The organism is Cytobacillus sp. Bac17 (assembly GCF_024519925.1).
GTDB lineage: Bacteria > Bacillota > Bacilli > Bacillales > Cytobacillaceae > Cytobacillus > Cytobacillus pseudoceanisediminis.
In genome coordinates this window covers 841,706-860,959 of sequence record NZ_JALJRC010000001.1, presented here as the reverse complement: position 1 = coordinate 860,959, position 19,254 = coordinate 841,706, and the positions used below count along the sequence as shown (strand labels likewise).

Here is a 19,254-nt window from a genome sequence, read left to right as displayed (position 1 = left end):
CGCTTTTCTTTTGTAGCGTCCCAGGCGAGATTCGAACTCACGACCTACAGCTTAGGAGGCAGTCTATAATCTGTCATTAATTAACTTTACCATTAGAACATCTTTATTAGGCAACTGTTATTTGTATTATTCAGGACTTGCAAGAGAGGTCTAAATTATGGGGTTGTTGACGAATTGTTGACGAAAACGGTCAACAACTGTCCGTTTTAAACCTACAAGAACATACTTCATTCCTGCTAAAGCCTTGATATGTAAGGGATTTTCTATAATAAATTTATTGCTTCAGTGACTGTTTGCCACTTTGACAGGGTAGAGGTCGCTGGTTCGAACCCAGTCGGAAATATACTTAAAGTGTCTGGCTGCCGATAGCCAGGCACTTTTTTTGTTTACAGGGGGTTGCTTTTAAAGTGGGAACCCCTGCAATGTTTTAACGAAACAGTGATAAGGAATCGTTAAAATATAAAAATTCACAAAATAATTTTTATTAAAAATCTATGCTATAATTTCATTGTGAAATTACAAGAGTTAGGGGATATTTCTATGTTGAAAGATCTGTTTATCGGCCTTTCCCAAAACGAATTTCTGAATAGTGCTGCAAAGAAATATGGGTTGAAATTGGGAGCGCAGAGTGTAGTTGCGGGAACAAATTTAGATGAAGCAATTCAAAGCATAAAAGAGCTGAACGCTCATGGCATCTCTTGTACTGTCGATAACCTCGGGGAATTTGTATATAAAAAAGAAGAGGCGGCAGAAGCAAAGAAACAAATAATTGAAGTGATAGAAGCCATTCATGAAAATCAGGTGGATGCACATATATCTTTAAAGCCTTCCCAATTAGGCCTGGATATCGACTTCTCTTTCTGTCTTGAAAATGTTAGGGAGATAGTAGAGAGAGCAAGCCATTATGGTATTTTTGTGAATATGGATATGGAAGACTCTAAGCGTTTGCAGCCTTCCTTTGATATACTGGATGAATTATCTAAAGAATATAATAACATAGGTACAGTTATTCAAGCCTATTTCCTGAGTGCTGAAGAAGATTTAATGAAATATAAGGATTTCCGCTTGCGAATTGTAAAAGGGGCTTATAAGGAGCCTGAGGAAATTGCTTATCAGGACAAAAGTGACATCGATGCTAACTTTATAAAATTAATAGAATGGCATTTGCTGAATGGCAAATTTACATCTATTGCAACACATGACCATAAAGTAATTAATCATATAAAAGATTTTGTAAGGGCTAACAATATCCCTAAAGAGAAATTTGAATTTCAAATGCTTTATGGCTTCCGCAAGGATATGCAGCTGAAGCTTGCTGGTGAAGGCTATAATTTCTGTACCTATGTACCTTTTGGGAATGACTGGTACGGCTACTTCATGAGGCGTCTGGCTGAAAGGCCGCAGAATTTAAACCTTGTTGCCAAGCAGGTATTTACTAAGAAAACCAATACTGTGATTGGTGTGGCCGCAGGAGCTTTCCTATTAGGCAGATTGACAAAGAAACGGAAGAAATAATACTGCGAAAGTCTCCCTGTTTTATTTAAGCAGGGAGGCTTTTTTGTCTTAAAAGGGTACGGTATACCGGCTATAAAACTTGTGATAAAGGAAATGAAAGAGCTGTATGCTTGTAATGAAATCTACATATCAGTCATCAAGGAGGATGAGCCGGCTATTCGTGTTTATGAGAAAGTTGGTTTCGAACCAACAGGTGAGCTCTTTCAGGCCTTCCATCCTGAGCCCATCTACAAGCTAAGAGTGTAAAAAGAGTCCCTGACAGAGTTGTCAGGGACTTTTGCCTATATTTCAATTTCAACGCCATAATGATCTGAAATGATGGGTTTGTGTATGCCGTTAAAAATAACCCGAGAATATTTCGGCTGTATAGGCTGAGCCGAAAGAATTAAATCAATCCGCATATCATGTTTATTGTTCTCCCAGCCGGCAATCTTTCCTCTAACAGTAACACCAGAATCCTTCCTGGAAGCTAATTCATAAGTGTCGTAGAGCCCATTGCCTGTCAGAAAGTCATAACCTTCATTGCGGACATAAGCGGAGCTGTTGAAATCTCCCATTAAAATGGCGGATTCATCCTTTGGGACTTTTGAAAGTAGAGATTCAACCTGGAATCTATAGGACTCTTCTTGATCGTGCCACCAGCCGAGATGACAAGAATAGAAGGAGATAGGCTTATCTTGATGAAGTAATTTAATACCAACTATTTTCCGTGTCTTCCAGTGTTTCTGGTCTCGGTTTTTTGTAATGAAAAATGATTGATCTTCTTTTATTTCATGCCTTGTTATGATTGCAAGACCTTCTTCATATATATCGTAGCCAATATGTGAAAAATCCCATTTAAAAACGTAATCTTTCACACCTATTTTTCTCAATTCTTCAATTAACAACAGTGCATAATTATCTTCTCTGATATGGCCGTCTATCAAAGGGGCTTTGATATGCTGGCTGACTTCCTGCAGAGCGATGACATCATAGAGGTTCTCTTTAATTGCCTCAGCAAGAATTTTTATTTTTTCCAGCTGCTGATCCTCCTGCCATGAGTGGCAGTTTAGAGTTAATAATTTCATTGTTAAGCTCCCAGCAAGTCCTGTATATCAGATTTAAGGACATCTGCTTTGGGCCCATAAATTGCCTGAACGCCTTTGTCCTTAACGATAAGACCTAAAGCTCCATTCTTCTTCCAGTCCTGTTCACCAGCAACTGATGAAGTGTCCTTTACAGTGACACGCAAGCGGGTCATGCAGGCATCAACATCTTCAATATTTTCTTTTCCGCCTAATAATTCAATTAACACTGGGGCTAGTGAATTCTTATTAACTGAAGTATCCGATGATGCAGCGGTATTTTCTTCTTCAATATAGTTTCCATTACGTCCTGGTGTAGGGAAGTTGAATTTTCGGATCATAAAATTGGCAACACCAAAGTTTAACCCGAAGAATATTAGACAGGCAATTACAAAGTTTACAAGATCCAGCCATAAGCCAGCTTTTAAAATCATTGGTGTTCTTGTAATCAATTCAATGATGCCGAAAGAATGGACACGGATATTTATAATATCAACAATTGCAAAGGCCAGACCTGTCATAACTGCATACACGATATAAAGAAGAGGAGCAGCAAACATGAACATAAATTCGATTGGTTCAGTTACTCCAGTCAGGAATACTGCCAAACCAGCAGATAAGAACATCGATTTGTATTTCTTCTTTTTTTCATGATCTACATTGCGGTACATTGCAAGCGCAATTCCCAGCAGGGCAGCAGCGGATAGAATCATTTGGCCTACTTTGAAACGGGCAGGAGTAACATCATTCAGCAGCTGCTTGTAGCTTTCTGTATCTCCTGCAGTCAAAAAGTTATTTAGGTCAGCAATCCATGCAAGCCATAGCGGATCTTGTCCAGCCACCGTTGAACCTGCATTAGAGCCTGTCAGGATTTTGTAAGTTCCGCCAAGCTCCGTGTAATTAATTGGGACAGTCAGCATATGATGCAATCCAAATGGAAGAAGCAATCGTTCCAGTGCACCAAAAACAAATGGAGCAATAACAGGCGCCGTATTTCGTGATGTAGCAATCCATTGTCCGAAATCATTTAATAATCCTTGAATAAATGGCCACACAATCGATAAGACCAACGCAGCTGCAACAGAGCCGACAATTACAGTGAAGGGAACAAAGCGCTTTCCATTGAAAAAGGAAAGTGAATTTGGCAATTTATCATAGTTATAATACTTGTTAAATAAATTGGCTCCAAGAAAACCTGAGATAATCCCGACGAATACTCCCATATTCAATGCTGGTGCGCCTAAAACAGAAGTGAAATAGTCCGGGACAATAAGGTCTTGTCCAAACAGGGATTTTACCGCGGCCTCAGGATTACCTAACATGTCGGACTTTACTCCGAATATGGCGCCTGTGATTCTATTAATCAGAATGAAAGCAATAAGAGCTGCAAACGCTCCGCCTGCACGTTCCTTAGCCCAGGAACCGCCAATTGCTACTGCGAATAAGATATGAAGATTTGTAATAATGGCCCATCCGATATCCTCCAGCACTCGTGCAATCGCTTGCACAAATGCGATGTCAGTACCCGTCATGCCAACAAGCTTTCCAAGTGAAATCATAATACCTGCAGCTGGCATTACGGCCACTACAACAAGTAATGCTTTCCCAAACTTTTGCCAGAAATCAAAAGAAAATAGTTTTTTCATCGTTCTTCTCTCCCTTATTGTATGGGCTTTCATTAAATGGTCTAAAAAAGTATTTTCATAATTTGACGAAAAAAATTTCGATATATGAATGAATTTATTCCGTGAAAATACTATTTAGCTTTATTATTATCTTAAAATAACACGGGTAGAAATATGATGCAACCGTTTGCGTAAAAATGTTTTTTTAATCTTTTATGAATATGTAAGGAATTTTCCCTTATATTTTCCCAAGTCATACATCTATAAAAAAATGCCCTAGAGTTTCTTTATGGATTAAATGCATAAAAATAAATTTCTTTTACTAAAAATACATTTTTCTCTTGCTAAAGAAGTATTTCATCCTTTAAAATTCTCTTAAAGAAGGATTCCCTTCATGTAGAAGAATAGATTTCTAAATAGATATTGATAAAAATAATTTTGAATAGTGGAAATTCTTCTTGTTAGAGAAGCATTTCATGCTTTATACTTTGCATAAGAAGTTTTTCCTTCACTATTCATGAGGAGCCGGCATGGATAAGAAAACAATGAGCCAGTTGATTAAAGAAAGCTATTCCTCACTCTCACCAGGACAGAGGAAAGCTGCTGAATTTATTCTGGAGCATGCTGATGAAGCTGTTCTATTAACAGCATTTCAAGTTGGGAAAAATGCAGGAGTCAGTGAGACAACGGTCATCCGTCTTGCGTATGCACTTGGGTTCAGCGGTTATTCCCAAATGCAGGATCGAATTAGAAAAGAGTGGCTTGCCGGGAAACAGATGGATTATTTTGAAGATGACTCTTCCATAGAAAATGCTGCGAAAGAGAATCTGTTTAGGAGAGTCATTGATCAGGAGAGGAAGATACTTCGGCAATTGCTTGATCAGGTTGATGAAAGGGAAATTTGGAAAGCGATTGATGCATTAATCCGTGCAGACAGGGTTTATGTTGGTGGTTTTGGCAGCTCTTTTGCCGCAGCATACTGGTTTTATTACACACTTAAACAAATAAGGGGAAATGTTTATATCTCAGGCCCTAACGGTTTTCTTTCTGAGGATGTGTGTGATTTAACAGATAAATCGGCCGTTGTCATTTTTTCTTTTCCTCGCTATCGGAAAGAAGCGTTAAAGCTTGCTTCTTTTGCTGAAAGGCAAGATTCCGGGGTTATTGCCATAACAGACCGCCAGCTGTCGCCTATCGGGCAGTTGGCAGCAGTTACGCTTACTACGGATGAGCTTATGGATTCAGGACATCATTCGGCAGCTTCCGTAATTAGTTTACTGGGGGTACTGATTGCAGGTATCGATGAACGGGATCATGAAAGAATTGCAAAAAGACAGCAGGAACTGGAAATCTTATATGCTGAACAAGAGCGGTTTTTTGAGTAAGTTTGAACAGCAGGGGAGTTAATACAAGAAATAAAGGGGGCAAAATGAATGAGCAGTTTATCAAAGAAGATGATTCAGCAGGAGGAAAGGCCATCCTACACAACTGGGGACTATTTAAAGTTTTTAATTCCTTCTCTAATCGGGGTTTTACTATTTATGGTACCGATTCAAGGAGCTGATGGAATTACCATCCCCGTTGCTTATTTAGCAAATCAAATTAATGGATTACTGGGAGATTCCATACCTTCAATTACAGTTTTGATCATGGCTCTTTCAGTAATTGGCTCACTGATAGCAGTAATTTTTAAACCGGGCTTTATCTTGGACAGTCCATATCTGAACAAATTACTGAATGTGAGCAAGTTTTGGGTGGCGGCCCGTTTATTTGGAACAGTTTTTGCTATTATTACATTATTTGAGTTCGGTTTGGAACCGATATATTCAGAGAATACGGGTGCGCTCTTAATCTATGATTTAATTCCTATACTATTTACTACATTTCTTCTGGCAGGTTTATTGCTGCCGCTTCTATTAAATTTCGGTCTCCTCGAATTTTTTGGTGCATTATTGATCAAAGTTATGAGGCCTGTTTTTAAGCTGCCGGGGCGTTCTTCGCTTGATTGTCTGGCATCATGGGTAGGTGACGGGACAATTGGAGTCCTGTTAACGACAAAACAATACGAAGAAGGATATTACACAAAGCGTGAGGCAGCAGTGGTGGCAACAACCTTCTCAGTTGTTTCCATTACTTTTACAATTGTAATTATTCAATATTTAAACTTAGAGCAATACTTCATTCATTATTATTTAACGATTATTCTGGCTGGTCTGGTGGCAGCTATAGTAATGCCTCGAATACCGCCTTTATCAAGGAAAGCGGATACAGCTTATGAAGGGACAGAGCTCAAGGCGGAAACGAATATCCCTACACACACTACACCTGTTAAATGGGGATTAAATAATGCTATTAAGAAAGCGCGTACAAATAATAGTGCAGCCGCTGTTGTAAAAGAAGGTGTTGAAAATGTTTTGGACATGTGGATGGGAGTACTGCCAATTGTTATGGCGATTGGAACGGTTGCCTTGGTAATAGCTGAATTTACCCCTGCATTTACTATTCTTGGCAAGCCGTTTGAACCGATCCTGGCCCTGATGCAAATTCCGGAGGCAGCTGAAGCAGCCCAGACAATGGTGGTTGGATTTGCAGATATGTTCCTTCCAGCTGTCATCGGCAGCGGCATTGAAAGTGAAATGACAAGATTTATTATTGCCTGTGTCTCTGTAACACAGCTGGTATATATGTCTGAAATGGGCGGCCTGCTATTAGGTTCAAATCTGCCTGTCAGCATTAAGGATTTAATTCTAATTTTCCTTCTGCGTACTATTATAACACTGCCAATTGTAGCAGTTGTGGCTCATATTATTTTTTAGAAACTTTATAGCATTCATAAAAGGCAGCATATAGACCGGAAAATCTTTGGGTATGCAGGAAAGGGGAAGGTTATGAAGCAAGAAGCATTAACATCACTGGTAATTAAAAACCTTCACACAGTTAAGGAGCTTGAAGCTGTATACGAACTTGAAACTCGCATATGGAGTGTGGAAGAAGCGGTGCCGGTTAATCATACGGTGGCAACGGTTAAAAATGGCGGGTTTGTGTTAGGTGCTTTCCTTGAAGAGGAACTGATTGGATTTCAATACAGCTTTCCTGGCTTTGACGGCACAAAGGTATATCTTTGCTCTCACAGCCTAGGGGTTCACGAGGAGTACCGGGCGTTCGGGATTGGAGAAAAGCTGAAACATGCTCAAAAAAAGACAGCGCTTGAGAAAGGCTATGATCTCATTTCGTGGACATATGACCCGCTTGAAACGGTTAATGCCAATCTCAATCTGCATAAACTCGGTGCGGTATGCACTCAATATATTGAAAATGCTTATGGTGAAATGTCAGACCATATGAATGCAGGCATACCATCAGACCGATTTGTAGTGGAGTGGCGAATTAAAGGGGAATGTCCTGAACGTCAATGGTCTGAAGAGGTTCTGCCGATGGCATTGGAAACAGGTATGGCGGATGGCTTTTATTTTCCTGATAATACACAGTTGTTTCATGAAAATGAAAAAATTCTTATCCCGGTTCCGGGGAATTTTCAAGATATAAAAAAGCGGGATTTTGAATTGGCTTTGAAATGGAGGGAGAGCACGAAAGAAGTATTCGTTCATTATCTCAGCAAAGGCTGGATTGTAACGGATCTGATAAGGGACATAACCGCGGAAAACCAATACTTATATCTCTTGGAAAAAGAAAAGGGATACTGCTAGGAGAATGGGAAGATGGACATTAAAAGCATCGTTTTAAGGCACGTCAAAATGGAGCTGCTGAATCCATTTACAACAAGTGTCGGAACGGAAGTGGATAAGGACTTTATTCTGGTAGAAGTAAAATCAAAAAGCGGCGAGTCAGGCTGGGCTGAATCGGTTTCCATTATGGAGCCGATATACAATGAAGAAACAGTTAAAACAAATTGGCATATAATGAGTGATCATTTAATACCGATCCTTTTTGCATCAGAAATCCGGCACCCTGATGATGTTTCAGAGGCATTCAGGCCTATCAGGGGAAACTTTAATGCCAAAGCAGCGCTAGAGGGTGCTGTCTGGGATCTTTATGCCCGGGAGAAGGGGATTTCTCTCGCAAAAGCTTTAGGCGGAGTAAAGGAAAAAATAGAAGTGGGCGTAAGTGTGGGCATACAGGAGTCGGAAGTAAAGATGCTCAAGCAAATTGAAGGTTATGTAAATGAAGGTTACCGGCGGATTAAGGTGAAAATCAAGCCCGGCTGGGATGTGCATATTTTAAAATCCATTCGTGCCCAATTTCCTGAAATACAGCTTATGGCTGATGCCAATTGCGCCTATACACTTAATGATATTGATCATCTTCAAAGGATGGAGGAGTTTAATCTAATGATGATTGAACAGCCTTTAGATCATGATGATATTATCGACCATGCCAAGCTTCAAAGTCATCTGAAAACGCCAATTTGCCTTGATGAAAGTATACATACCTTTGAGGATGCAAGAAAAGCGATTGAGCTTGGAAGCTGCAGAATCATAAATCTTAAAATCGGCCGTGTTGGAGGACTGACAGAGTCCAGAAGAATTCACGACCTTTGCGAAGATCATAACATTCCGATGTGGTGTGGCGGAATGCTTGAAGCTGGAATAGGCCGTGCGCACAATATTGCCATTACTTCGCTGTCCAATTTTACGCTTCCTGGAGATACAGCGCCATCATCTCATTACTGGAAGGAAGATATCATCGATCCTGAAGTCACTATGGAAGATGGATTTATATTCGTGCCTGAAAGGCCTGGAATAGGCTATGAACCTAATCGTTCTAAACTAGAGGATGTCACCCTTTATAGCCGTACTTATTCAAAATAAATGACATGCATAGCTGCGCCAGGGGGAACTCTGGCGTTTTTTTTTTTTCTTATGTTGAAAATTGCATTAGGGCCCGCTTAAATTTGTGATTCATATCACCGAAAGTTTGTCCTGCTTTTGATAAACTGATTGCAAAATTGTAAATGCTGCAAAATAAGGGGTGTGTGCTTTGAAGGTAAAGCGGCTGGCATTTTTAACAATTGTCCTTACCTATTTTCTGATTGTATTCGGCGGGTATGTGGCATCTTCGGAGTCAGGCATGGGATGCGGGCCGGAATGGCCTTTATGCAATGGTCTGGTAATCCCGATATTAGAAGGAGATACCTTAATTGAATTTGCTCACAGGGTTATCGGTGCAGCACTTGGAATAATGACGGCAATGTTGTATTTTAGTATTCAAAAATCAAATCCGGTGCGAGAACTTGATAAAGTTTCTAAGGTACTGATGGTGCTTTTAATAATTCAAATTTTACTGGGGGCTGCTGTGGTTTGGATGGATTTGCCTGCTGTAGTTGTCTCTGTTCACCTAATCGTAGCTATGCTTTTCCTGGCCGCACTGATCTGGATCTGGCGAAATGCTGATGAACAGCGATCACTTGCTGTATTCGGAAAAGATAATAGTTTGCAAAATAAATTTAACGGATTGCTGATTGTGACGCTTCTTACTTTATTCCTTGGTGCTTATATTAAGCATGAATCATTCGGATTGTCATGCGGATGGCTTGAATGTGCAAATGGTTTTATGCCTGTATCTATTCCTGCAATGGTCCAGACCGGACATAGGATTCTGGCTGGAGTTGTGGCATTTTACATATTTATTCTTACGTATCTTTCATTTAAAAATAAATGGGAGGCTGGGTTGCAGAATCGGCTCATGGCTGCCTCCTTGCTTGTTTTAATCCAAATCATTATCGGAATTCTTACCATTATAAGTTACATTGAAATATCCTGGGCCGTTATCCATCTTGCTTTTGGGACAGTGTTATTTGCAATTGTTTTTGAGGCAGGAGTTTTTGTATCACGATTAAGTAGGGTGATTACTCCAGGGAAAATAACCCGTAATCAGAAGTATTTTGGTTAAATTAAGAATGAATAACAACCACCCAAAAAAAGGCAGTCAAGTGACGTGCCTTTTTTGTGTGAGACTTTTTATTTTTGCAGATCTTTTTTTGTCATTTCGCTTCTGATATCTGCCTCTCTTGAGAATTCCGTATCCTGTTTTTGGTTTTTAGGATATTTGTTTTTTCTTTCGCGGTTATCATTTTTGTTGGTCATAAGTATGCCTCCGTTTGGTAATTAAGCTTTTGAGTGAAACCATTTTTTTATTAACCGGCCCATGGGCAGGGCCGGTTAAGTCCAGCAAAAAAACATCCTCTACTGATTTTGCTGGTTTTTAAGCTGCTGTTCTGCCATTGCGACAAGGCGCTTTGTCATCTCCCCGCCGACAGAACCGTTTGCTCGTGATGTCGTATCAGCACCAAGCTGAACTCCAAACTCATTGGCGATTTCCTGTTTCATTTGATCCAATACATTTCCTGCACCGGGTACCAATAGTTTGTTTCTTGCCATGATACATCACTCCCCACGATTATTTGAGCAAATTAATGCTCGTTTTTAACTTATCCGATTAATGAAAAACAGATGCAACTATAAAATTGCCAATCGTTATAATCTGATAATAAAATTCATGTCAGATTATATAACACAAAAATTATAAATTTTCTAAAAACAGATTGACTTCTATAAAATTTAGAGTAAAATAAGGATTAAATTAAATGATGTTAGATAATATAACATTAAATTTATATTAATTCTTACATCAAAAAATAACAGGGAGGAATGACAATTGGATTCCACATTTTTAATGAACAGTCTGTGGGTTATGCTGGGAGCAATTTTAGTCATTTTTATGCTTGGCGGTTTTATTATGCTGGAAGCAGGTTCTACCAGGATGAAAAATGCGGGGCATATTGCAGGAAAAACGATCTTTACCTTTGGTCTATCATCATTAGTGTTTTGGGCAGTAGGCTTTGGCTTCATATTTGGCGGTAACGCAAATATCCTGGTCGGGCTTACCAATTTCTTTTACTCAGGTGCTGAACTTGAGGGAATGGGCTTATCATCTTCGGTATTCTTCGTATTCCAGCTGGCATTTGCCGGTATTGCCATCACGATTGCACTCGGCGGATTTGCTGAACGTGCAAAACTATCCGTTTACCTCATTTTCACCGTATTATTTTCCGCAATTGTATATCCTGTTGTTGCCCATTGGATTTGGGGAGGGGGCTGGCTTGCAGAACACGGCAAGCAGGACTTTGCCGGTTCAACAGTTGTTCACTTAACAGGTGCTATGGCAGCCTTGGCCGCTACTATTTTACTTAAGCCCCGAATTGGAAAGTTTAACAAGGACGGTTCGGCTAACAATATCTATGGTCATAACCAAGTATATACAGCCTTGGGTGTGCTGATCCTGTGGGTTGGCTGGTTCGGTTTTAACGCTGGGAGTACATTGACTGTTGACGATGGGTTCTTTGGATTTGTAGCTCTTAATACAAATCTTGCTGCGGGAGCAGGCGCAGTATCAGCACTGATTATTTCCTGGGTGGTTATGGGGAAATCCGATGTGCCGACAATGCTTAATGGTGCTCTTGCGGGCTTGGTCGCTATTACAGCTTCCTGTGCATTTGTGGATACTTGGGCGGCTGTTGTCATAGGGTTTGTAGCAGGAATACTGGTATTCTACAGTGTGCGATTCTTTGAAAAGAGGAAAATCGATGATCCCATCTTTGCCCTATCTGTTCACGGTGCAGCTGGGGTTTGGGGAACATTATCCACTGGATTCTTTGCGACACCTGAATTGGCAGCAGTCGGAAAGCCAGGATTGTTTTATGGAGGCGGTTTTGAACAGCTGGGAGTCCAGTTCATGGGTGTAGCTGTATCCGGTCTTTATGCATTTGCTGTATCCTTCATTATTTTGGCAGCTGCCAAGAAAGTATTGGGAGGACTTCGGGTAACAGAAGAAGAAGAAATTATGGGATTAGATTTAAGTGAACATGGAAGCTACGGATATCCGGAAGTCTTCATGGCTGAGGAAAACAAAAGTTTAAGCTCATAAGCAGGACTCGAGCTTTCTTTAAAGGAAGTGCCTGGATGGAATCATCATTTAATTCTTATCAATCCCTGAAAAAGTGGAAAGAGGAACAGATAATATATCGCTATGATACCAGTGCCCTGAATGAATTTCACGACCTTATCATGAATGCTGTTATTAGCATAGCTTTGGAGCGATTGAAAATAGAAAGATCACCTTCATGGAAGTTTGCCTGGTTTACGATGGGAAGCGGCGGGAGAATGGAACAGGGCTTTCTGAGTGACCAGGACCATGGCTTGGTGTTTGAACCGGGTGAGGCAGAAGCAGAAGCGTATTTTTTGCAGCTGGGGGAGGAAATTTCAAAAGGTCTGCATGCAGCTGGATATCCCTATTGCGAAGGGAATGTGATGAGTTCAAATCCGCTGTGGTGCAAGTCGCTTTCTAAATGGAAAAGACAGATTCAAGCATGGATGCAGGAGGAGAGTCTGCAGACGATAAGAAATCTCCACATTTTCTATGACAGCAGAGTTCTTGCGGGCCAGGAGGAATATATAGGTGAATTGAAGTCCAGTATCCACACGAACATTCAAAAAAGCCCTCATTTGCTGACCAGGATGATGGAGACCAGTATGCATATAAAAAAATCAGTTGGTCCATTTGGCCAGCTTCTGACAGAGGAAAAGGGGAGCCATCAAGGAGAGCTGGATCTAAAATATGCAGCATTTATACCTTATGTAAATGCGGTTAGAATTCTTGCTGTCAAAGAAGGGATATTGGAGACATCCACTATTGCCCGAATGGGTAAGCTCAAAAAAATGAATGGCTATGATGAGGAAATGGGTAAATATGAAAGTAATTTTGCCGCTTTGTTAAAATGGAGACTTCAATCTTACAGGCAAACAGATACCTATGATGATACTCATTACATTCAGCTGAAATCCTTATCAAAATCTGAAAGAAATGAATTGAAAAATATTTTAAAGGATGGCAAAAAGCTTCATCAATTTGTAATCAGGGCCATTGAAAAGGGTGCAGGTTAATGGGATTCCATCCTTTTGTCCAATTTGTCAGAGGTATTCAAGGAAAACTTCAAACTAATATGTTTGGTGGGATGAATGGTCAAAATCCACAGCAAATGGCATTTATAAGGCAAATGCAGAGGGAATTGGAGAATACCGATTCAATGGCTATTCCATTCGGAAATTTGAATGTGGCTGTCTTTGATATTGAAACAACTGGATTTTATCCGGATAAAGGGGATCAGATTATATCGATTGGTGCGGTTAAAATTATTAAAGGGAAAGTCAGTGAAGACAATTTTTATTCACTCGCCCGATTTGAAAAGCCACTTTCAAACGAAATTAAGGAGCTGACGGGTTTATCTGAGGCTGATTTAGAAAAAGCCCCTCCTCTCTCGGAAGTATTGATTAGTTTCCTTGAATTTGTGAAGGATATGCCGCTTGTGGCCCATCATGCGAACCACGAGAAAAGCTTTATGCAGCACAGCTGCTGGAAGCTATTCCGTACGCCATTCAAGTATAGGATATTAGATACTTCCTTCCTTTACAGGATAGCTGATCATAATAAATCATTCTGGAGATTAGAAGACCTTTGTGAATTTTATAGCATCCCTGTTAAAGACCGCCATCATGCCCTGGGAGATGCAAAGCTTACTGCTCTCTTATGGTGCCGTTTGATCGAGGAGGTTCATAAATTAGGATGCTCCAACTTAAAAGAGGTTTACGAGCGAATAGCCAGGTTTAGCTAAACAGTAGATGCCCTAACACTGGCCGGACAGTAATTACAAAGTTTGCGTATAAACCAATAGGTAAATTAAAGCCCCAATCACTATGAGATTGGGGCAAAGTTGTTATTCCTAAGGCTCACGGCAGTAAGCACAAAGTTCTCCCTTAGAATTCCCCGTCAAAAGGAGTAAAAGGGATGTTAAGTCTATTCTCAACTGCCCTTAGCCTTTGGTTCAGCCGATTAAGCCTTCGTGTATGGCGGTCAACGGTCTGGTTCAGCATTTTAACCTGGTCAGTCAAATTTACCAGCTGCCTGTTCAGCCGGGTAATCTCTCTGGATTGCTCCTGATTTTGCCTTTCCAAAGCTGTAACCCTTCTTTCGAGCTGCTGGGGCTGTCTGTCATCATATTGTTCGTACTGCTGATAATCATATTCAGGGGTGAAGTGGGCTGCTGGCTGAGGAAGATAACCTTGATAATAGCCATATGGATACATTGGGCACTCTCCTTTTATGCAAAAATCCTATAACTCCTTATAAGGTATGCATAAGTGGGCGGAGAGACACGGCAAATGCCTATTTTAATTGCCGGCTGCTAATTTGTGATCGGTATCATCTGAAGGGAAGGTCTTTAAACAGCCGTATCTGTCTTTACATGAAGGGGGGAACACCTTTGCTGATTTCTGAAACAAGGGAAGTGAGTGATTGCATCTGCTGGTCATCGAGGTCAAAAGCAATTTTAATTTTATTTTCAAGATCAGCTGTTACTCTTCTCTTGCCTACCTCAACCAGAGCTATTAGAGAGAAGCTGCAGCTGACAACTCTTGCGAAATCACGCTGTGTCATGTTATAGCTTTTTCTGATTAGCTTAATAATCTCTTTGTTCATTCAAATTCATCCTTTGAAAATTCTCCCTATTTTTTATCAGGGCAAGATTTTTTTAGTATTATAGCTATTAAATTAGCATTGTGCTATAGGTTTGTCAAAGTAATTTAATTACAATGGAAAAGCAGTTTAATAGATTAGCTACATGTATAATTACTAAAATAAGGGGAGAAAAGGATTTAGAAGGGAGCTTTGCCTTTTGAATTTACTTTGGGATTTTGACGGCACTTTGTTTGATACATACCCAGCCTATACAGCGATTGTCAGGGAAGTAATGGGAGATGAAAAGATCTCGGGAGAAGAGATTTTTTGGCAGTTAAAGGTATCATTCAGTGAAGCATTTGAACATTTCGGCTTAAATGATGAACAAATTAAAGCAATCAGGAACATGGCGAGACAGTTGCGGCCCAAAGATTTAACGCCTTTTCCTGAGGTTGAGCATGTATTAAAGCAGGCTGATAAGAATGTTATTATGACTCACAAGGAAAGAGATGATGTTCTATCTATATTGCAGTTCCATAATTTGGATGGATACTTTACCGATATGGTAGCAGGTGACGACGGCTATCCCCGCAAGCCTCACACCGCTTCATATGAATTTCTGCATGAGAAGCATAAAGTGGATATAGCAATTGGAGATAGGGAAATAGACATTTTGCCGGCAAAGGAGCTTGGCATAAAAACTTGCCTCTTTCAGAATAATACTCCAGGAGCAGATTACTATTTGAGTCACTATAGAGATTTTAATAAGATAATAAAATAAAGCATTCATAGAAAATACGCTCCTGGCTAAAATTATGGAAGATACAATACAAGACGCCTGGCACGTCATTAGATGCCAGGCGTCTTGGTTTATAAATCAAGTGTTTTTGGTGAATTTTCTTTTGTGTTCATCAGCGTTATTTTAACCGGTTTAATTTCAAGAACAATTAAATTGGAATCGTTCGGACCATCGAACCAGGGTTCCATATTTTCATTCCATAGTTTTTCTTTTAAAGCATCCGAATCATTAATAGAGGCTGTTCCTTCAATTTCTACATAGGAATCACCAAACCCTTCACCTTCATATCCTGCTAAGATATGAACGTTTGAGTTGGCTTTAATTTCATCTGCTTTATCTGTCTGAATGCTGGTGGGTGTAAACAAGGTAAGATTATCGTTAAAAAATGTCATGTAGCGGGAATAGGGTTTGTTGTTCTTCACGGTAGAAAGGATGCCTATTTTGCTGTTTTCCAGTATATTTATGATTTTTTCCTTTAGGTTATTCTGACTCATAGTATCCAGCCTTTCTTATGTCCTTGTTCCATCGTCATATTTATCGCCAAACAGCTTTTTCTTTTTGATTGTTTCAAAGTCAGCTTTGTACTTTTCCTCTGTAGAAGAACTGCTCTTTATGTTTGAGCCGTTTTTTTCTTCTTCTTTTTCTTGTTTTAAGTCTTCCACTGGAATAGGATCTACATTCTTCTCACTTTCATACTTGTCAAATAAACTTTCTTTTTCGGTTTTATATTGCTCGGGGTTATCCATCTTTCCATCCTGAATGTTTTTGTCAGCCATTTTAGACATCCTCCTTAATTCGGCTTCTCTTCCTGAGGTTTTTCCGGCTCTCTTTGGGGCTCGATATCTTTGTTGTTTTCTTTCTTTTTTTCTTGTTCTATAGAATTATTTTTTTCTGAGTTGTATTTATCTGACATTGTAAAACCTCCTTTAACTGTTAGTATTCATTACCCGCTTCATGAAGAGTAAAACGCAACGGGCCAGATATCCAGAGTGCAGGACTAACAGAATAGAAAGACAGACAGCAACTAAATTTGAAAAAAGGGTATTGGTCTGAAGGATTTCAGCAAATAAAAAAATGCACCTTCATTCTTGTGAATGAGGTGCATTTACAGTTAGGCTGCTGTTAAGCTGGTACTATTTTTGCCAAGCTGTCTATGTTTTATTATCTGGTAAACATACCATACTGCAATAGCAAGCGTAATGACTGAACCGATGATCATCGACAATTGATAATCCATCTGAAAGCCTTCAGGTGCATAGAAGATATACGTCGATACTACACCTGTCATAAACAAGGCAGGCACACCGCAAATCCAGTGGAATTTCTTATTTTTCAAGAGATACATCGTGGCGGTCCAAAGCATGACTGCAGCTGTAACCTGATTTGTCCATCCAACATATCTCCATAAGAAAGAGTAATCGATTGTTGCAAGGTATAAAGTTGGAAGAGCCACTGGTAAGGTGGTGATGACAACCTTCCATCTGCCATCCGTTTTCATAAAAGAGGACAGCGATTCAGCCAGCATCATTCTTGAAGAGCGGAGAGCTGTATCACCGGTTGTAATCGGGAGGATAATAACGCCTAAGATAGCAAGTATCCCTCCGAATGTACCTAGGAGGCTGCTCGAAATTTCATTAACGACTCCAGCTGGGCCTCCTGCTGCTAAAGCTTCCTGAAGACCTCCTGTTCCCCCGAAAAAGGTCATGCCCGCTGCAGCCCATATTAAAGCGATTATTCCTTCTCCAATCATTGCTCCATAGAAAACCTTTCTACCGTCGCTTTCCTTTTTCAGCGTGCGTGAGACAATCGGACTTTGTGTTGAATGAAATCCAGAAATGGCACCGCAGGAAATGGTGACCATCAGTAAAGGCCAGATAGGAAGCTCTCCGGGATGAAAGTTAGAAAGCGTTACATTCGGTATGGGTTTTTCGCTGAATAGCAATGCGACTGCAATGGATACAGCCATAAAAATTAAAATAGCTCCGAGAAAAGGATAAATTTTTCCGATAATCCGGTTTACAGGCAACACAGCTGCCAGGATGAAGTAAGCAAAAATAATGAACAATGAAGCCATAAAACTTAATGGTGTTATGCTGGAAATAAGCTGTGCCGGTCCAGCAGTAAATGCAGCGGCAACCAGTACCATTAAGAGAATAGAAAATATATTAATGGCTGTTTTGGCCGGTTTTCCCAAATATCTGCCAACAATAGAGGGAAATTGCTCGCCTTTATGCCTCAAAGAGAGCATCCCTGAAAAATAATCGTGAACGGCGCCGGCAAAAACGGAACCGGCCACTATCCAGATAAAAGCAACTGGTCCATATAAAGCCCCCATGATAGCACCGAAAATCGGACCCAGTCCTGCAATATTCAATAATTGGATCAGGCTGCCTTTCCACCAGCTCATTGGAACATAGTCCATTCCGTCATTTTCTGTGTAAGCCGGTGTAGGAATGTTATCATTTATACCAAAGATTTTCTCTACTACTTTCGAATAAGTGGCGTATCCTGCCACCAGCAAAACAATCGATCCTAAAAAAGTCACCATGAAACAAGCCTCCTGTTGAAAATGAATTATCGTTAAAGTCTGAAACTTATGAATATGTGGAATATTGTACAAGTAAAATGGAAGGAAAAGCAAGTCTATTTCAGAAAAAAGATATTTTCCGATAATAAATAACGCTTCCATTTTCCGAAGAGTAGAAAAAGAGAAGAAAAATATTGAAGGAACCCTCCTGCAAAAGAAACCATAAGCTACTATAAGTCCATTTGAAGGGGGGAAGGCAATGATTATCCTTTCGAATAATCAAAATAAACCGGGGGTTTCCAGCTTTTTTGGTGTTCAGCGTGAAATTTATCTTGCCCTGGAGAGCAGTCCGGAGACTCATCAATATGATTCAATGCATGAACTGCTGTTTGATATCCTTCTAAGGGAGAACATCATCAAAGCAGCCAGGCAGCTTTATGCCAGCCGAGTTGAATTTGCACCCTTTAACACATCGCGTTTCAATCCGCGCATATGGAGAGGGACAAAATATGGATACCTGCTCGATCCATCCGTTTTACCGTCAGATGCGATTATGGATGTGTTTACGAACAGCTGGGAATATGCTTTTGAATGTACAACAGCCATTGTGCTGATTTTTTATAAAGCTGTCTTGGACTCTATCTCTGTCAGCCGCTTCAATACACTATTTCAGGGGCTTCTTGTTTGGGACTGGAATTATGACCATGATCTATCGATTGTTACAAAAAGAGGCAGGAATTTCATACCTGGTGATGTGGTTTATTTTTATAATCCTGATTATGGTCATCCAGTTTGGACAGGTGAGAATTCCGTATATTTGGGCGGAGGGATGTTCTTTGGGCATGGGGTTGGCATGGAAAGTGAAGCAGGGATGATAAGAGCCCTTAATACGTTAAGGAAACCAGGTGCTACAAGGGATGCTTATCTTATTTCACAGCACAGCCGGTTGAATGTGAAGTATTTATCCCAGTTTGCAAAGCGGCCATTGTCTATAGTCTAAAACGCAAGTAAGCTGGTATTTCAATAGGGTGAATCGCTTATTTTCCAGAAGCCATTCACCCAAATTTATCCTCAATTCAAGTATATTAAGACGATTTTCCGATCCCCCCGTTATTTGTGTCCTTTAGAGGCATATTTCCTGTAAATATGGGAAAACAAAAGATAATGAATATAGACTTATACACCAAATTACTT

Annotated in this window: 22 protein-coding genes; 12 read left to right on the top strand and 10 right to left on the bottom strand. The window is 40.1% G+C overall.

Going from position 1 to position 19,254, the window contains the following annotated elements; genetic code table 11:
- Positions 1 to 540 precede the first annotated feature (540 nt).
- Together NR125_RS04270 and NR125_RS04265 are read left to right on the top strand one after the other, a co-directional pair.
- Entirely contained in the window at positions 541 to 1,515 is a 975-nt protein-coding gene (locus NR125_RS04270) for a proline dehydrogenase family protein (RefSeq protein ID WP_009331142.1), read from the top strand.
- A gap of 63 nt (positions 1,516 to 1,578) precedes the next feature.
- A complete protein-coding gene (locus tag NR125_RS04265; protein WP_256814765.1) occupies positions 1,579 to 1,761 on the top strand; it encodes a GNAT family N-acetyltransferase in 183 nt (60 codons plus the stop codon).
- A 35-nt stretch (positions 1,762 to 1,796) separates the two neighbouring features.
- Here NR125_RS04265 and NR125_RS04260 read toward each other — a convergent pair whose 3' ends face one another.
- Positions 1,797 to 2,582, bottom strand: coding sequence for an endonuclease/exonuclease/phosphatase family protein (locus NR125_RS04260; RefSeq protein ID WP_009331139.1), 786 nt, complete (start codon positions 2,580 to 2,582; stop codon positions 1,797 to 1,799).
- 2 nt (positions 2,583 to 2,584) lie between these two features.
- On the bottom strand, positions 2,585 to 4,225 hold the full coding sequence (locus NR125_RS04255; RefSeq protein ID WP_256814757.1) for a PTS transporter subunit IIBC: 1,641 nt from the start codon (positions 4,223 to 4,225) through the stop codon (positions 2,585 to 2,587).
- Positions 4,226 to 4,734: 509 nt separating this feature from the next.
- Between NR125_RS04255 and NR125_RS04250 the strand changes: the two genes are divergently transcribed.
- The 5 genes from NR125_RS04250 to NR125_RS04230 all read left to right on the top strand — a co-directional run bounded on the left by NR125_RS04250 (position 4,735) and on the right by NR125_RS04230 (position 10,114).
- On the top strand, positions 4,735 to 5,589 hold the full coding sequence (locus tag NR125_RS04250) for a MurR/RpiR family transcriptional regulator (RefSeq protein ID WP_256814756.1): 855 nt from the start codon (positions 4,735 to 4,737) through the stop codon (positions 5,587 to 5,589).
- A 48-nt stretch (positions 5,590 to 5,637) separates the two neighbouring features.
- Entirely contained in the window at positions 5,638 to 7,020 is a 1,383-nt protein-coding gene (locus NR125_RS04245; protein WP_256814755.1) for a YjiH family protein, read from the top strand.
- A gap of 72 nt (positions 7,021 to 7,092) precedes the next feature.
- Positions 7,093 to 7,911, top strand: a complete 819-nt coding sequence (locus tag NR125_RS04240; protein WP_256814754.1) for a GNAT family N-acetyltransferase — start codon at positions 7,093 to 7,095, stop codon at positions 7,909 to 7,911.
- A gap of 12 nt (positions 7,912 to 7,923) precedes the next feature.
- Positions 7,924 to 9,033, top strand: a complete 1,110-nt coding sequence (gene menC / locus NR125_RS04235; RefSeq protein WP_019381572.1) for an o-succinylbenzoate synthase — start codon at positions 7,924 to 7,926, stop codon at positions 9,031 to 9,033.
- A gap of 169 nt (positions 9,034 to 9,202) precedes the next feature.
- Entirely contained in the window at positions 9,203 to 10,114 is a 912-nt protein-coding gene (locus NR125_RS04230; protein WP_071156875.1) for a COX15/CtaA family protein, read from the top strand.
- A 68-nt stretch (positions 10,115 to 10,182) separates the two neighbouring features.
- On the opposite strand, the gene NR125_RS04225 is transcribed toward NR125_RS04230, so the two are convergent.
- Positions 10,183 to 10,308 (bottom strand): hypothetical protein, encoded by a 126-nt coding sequence (locus NR125_RS04225; protein WP_019381574.1) that lies wholly within the window; start codon positions 10,306 to 10,308, stop codon positions 10,183 to 10,185.
- Positions 10,309 to 10,407: 99 nt separating this feature from the next.
- Positions 10,408 to 10,602 (bottom strand): alpha/beta-type small acid-soluble spore protein, encoded by a 195-nt coding sequence (locus NR125_RS04220; protein WP_256814753.1) that lies wholly within the window; start codon positions 10,600 to 10,602, stop codon positions 10,408 to 10,410.
- Between the two features lie 277 nt (positions 10,603 to 10,879).
- Between NR125_RS04220 and NR125_RS04215 the strand changes: the two genes are divergently transcribed.
- From NR125_RS04215 to NR125_RS04205, 3 genes are read left to right on the top strand one after another with little or no spacing between them, the layout of a single operon-like run.
- Entirely contained in the window at positions 10,880 to 12,148 is a 1,269-nt protein-coding gene (locus tag NR125_RS04215) for an ammonium transporter (RefSeq protein ID WP_009331131.1), read from the top strand.
- Positions 12,149 to 12,183: 35 nt separating this feature from the next.
- Positions 12,184 to 13,164 carry a DUF294 nucleotidyltransferase-like domain-containing protein gene (locus NR125_RS04210; protein WP_009331130.1) on the top strand — a complete coding sequence of 327 codons (981 nt, stop codon included), beginning with the start codon at positions 12,184 to 12,186 and terminating at the stop codon, positions 13,162 to 13,164.
- Positions 13,164 to 13,892, top strand: coding sequence for an exonuclease domain-containing protein (locus NR125_RS04205; protein WP_192908370.1), 729 nt, complete (start codon positions 13,164 to 13,166; stop codon positions 13,890 to 13,892). The genes NR125_RS04210 and NR125_RS04205 overlap by 1 nt, the downstream gene beginning before the upstream one ends.
- A 142-nt stretch (positions 13,893 to 14,034) precedes the next feature.
- Here NR125_RS04205 and NR125_RS04200 read toward each other — a convergent pair whose 3' ends face one another.
- Positions 14,035 to 14,364 carry a hypothetical protein gene (locus NR125_RS04200; protein ID WP_009331128.1) on the bottom strand — a complete coding sequence of 110 codons (330 nt, stop codon included), beginning with the start codon at positions 14,362 to 14,364 and terminating at the stop codon, positions 14,035 to 14,037.
- A gap of 154 nt (positions 14,365 to 14,518) precedes the next feature.
- Positions 14,519 to 14,755, bottom strand: coding sequence for a helix-turn-helix domain-containing protein (locus tag NR125_RS04195; protein ID WP_009331127.1), 237 nt, complete (start codon positions 14,753 to 14,755; stop codon positions 14,519 to 14,521).
- A gap of 196 nt (positions 14,756 to 14,951) precedes the next feature.
- On the opposite strand from NR125_RS04195, the gene NR125_RS04190 reads away from it, so the two are divergent.
- A complete protein-coding gene (locus NR125_RS04190; RefSeq protein ID WP_256814752.1) occupies positions 14,952 to 15,515 on the top strand; it encodes an HAD hydrolase-like protein in 564 nt (187 codons plus the stop codon).
- 89 nt (positions 15,516 to 15,604) lie between these two features.
- Here the strand turns inward: NR125_RS04190 and NR125_RS04185 are convergent, their stop codons facing one another.
- From NR125_RS04185 to NR125_RS04170, 4 genes are all read right to left on the bottom strand, one after another.
- Positions 15,605 to 16,027 carry a pyridoxamine 5'-phosphate oxidase family protein gene (locus NR125_RS04185; protein WP_251266736.1) on the bottom strand — a complete coding sequence of 141 codons (423 nt, stop codon included), beginning with the start codon at positions 16,025 to 16,027 and terminating at the stop codon, positions 15,605 to 15,607.
- A 15-nt stretch (positions 16,028 to 16,042) separates the two neighbouring features.
- A complete protein-coding gene (locus NR125_RS04180; protein ID WP_009331124.1) occupies positions 16,043 to 16,309 on the bottom strand; it encodes a hypothetical protein in 267 nt (88 codons plus the stop codon).
- A 14-nt stretch (positions 16,310 to 16,323) separates the two neighbouring features.
- A complete protein-coding gene (locus NR125_RS04175; RefSeq protein WP_019381577.1) occupies positions 16,324 to 16,446 on the bottom strand; it encodes a hypothetical protein in 123 nt (40 codons plus the stop codon).
- Between the two features lie 198 nt (positions 16,447 to 16,644).
- Positions 16,645 to 18,081 (bottom strand): carbon starvation CstA family protein, encoded by a 1,437-nt coding sequence (locus NR125_RS04170; RefSeq protein ID WP_256814751.1) that lies wholly within the window; start codon positions 18,079 to 18,081, stop codon positions 16,645 to 16,647.
- 238 nt (positions 18,082 to 18,319) lie between these two features.
- On the opposite strand from NR125_RS04170, the gene NR125_RS04165 reads away from it, so the two are divergent.
- The gene (locus NR125_RS04165; protein ID WP_009331122.1) at positions 18,320 to 19,060 is read left to right on the top strand and encodes a hypothetical protein; all 741 of its coding nucleotides are present in this window, start codon (positions 18,320 to 18,322) and stop codon (positions 19,058 to 19,060) included.
- The last annotated feature ends 194 nt before the right edge of the window (positions 19,061 to 19,254 follow it).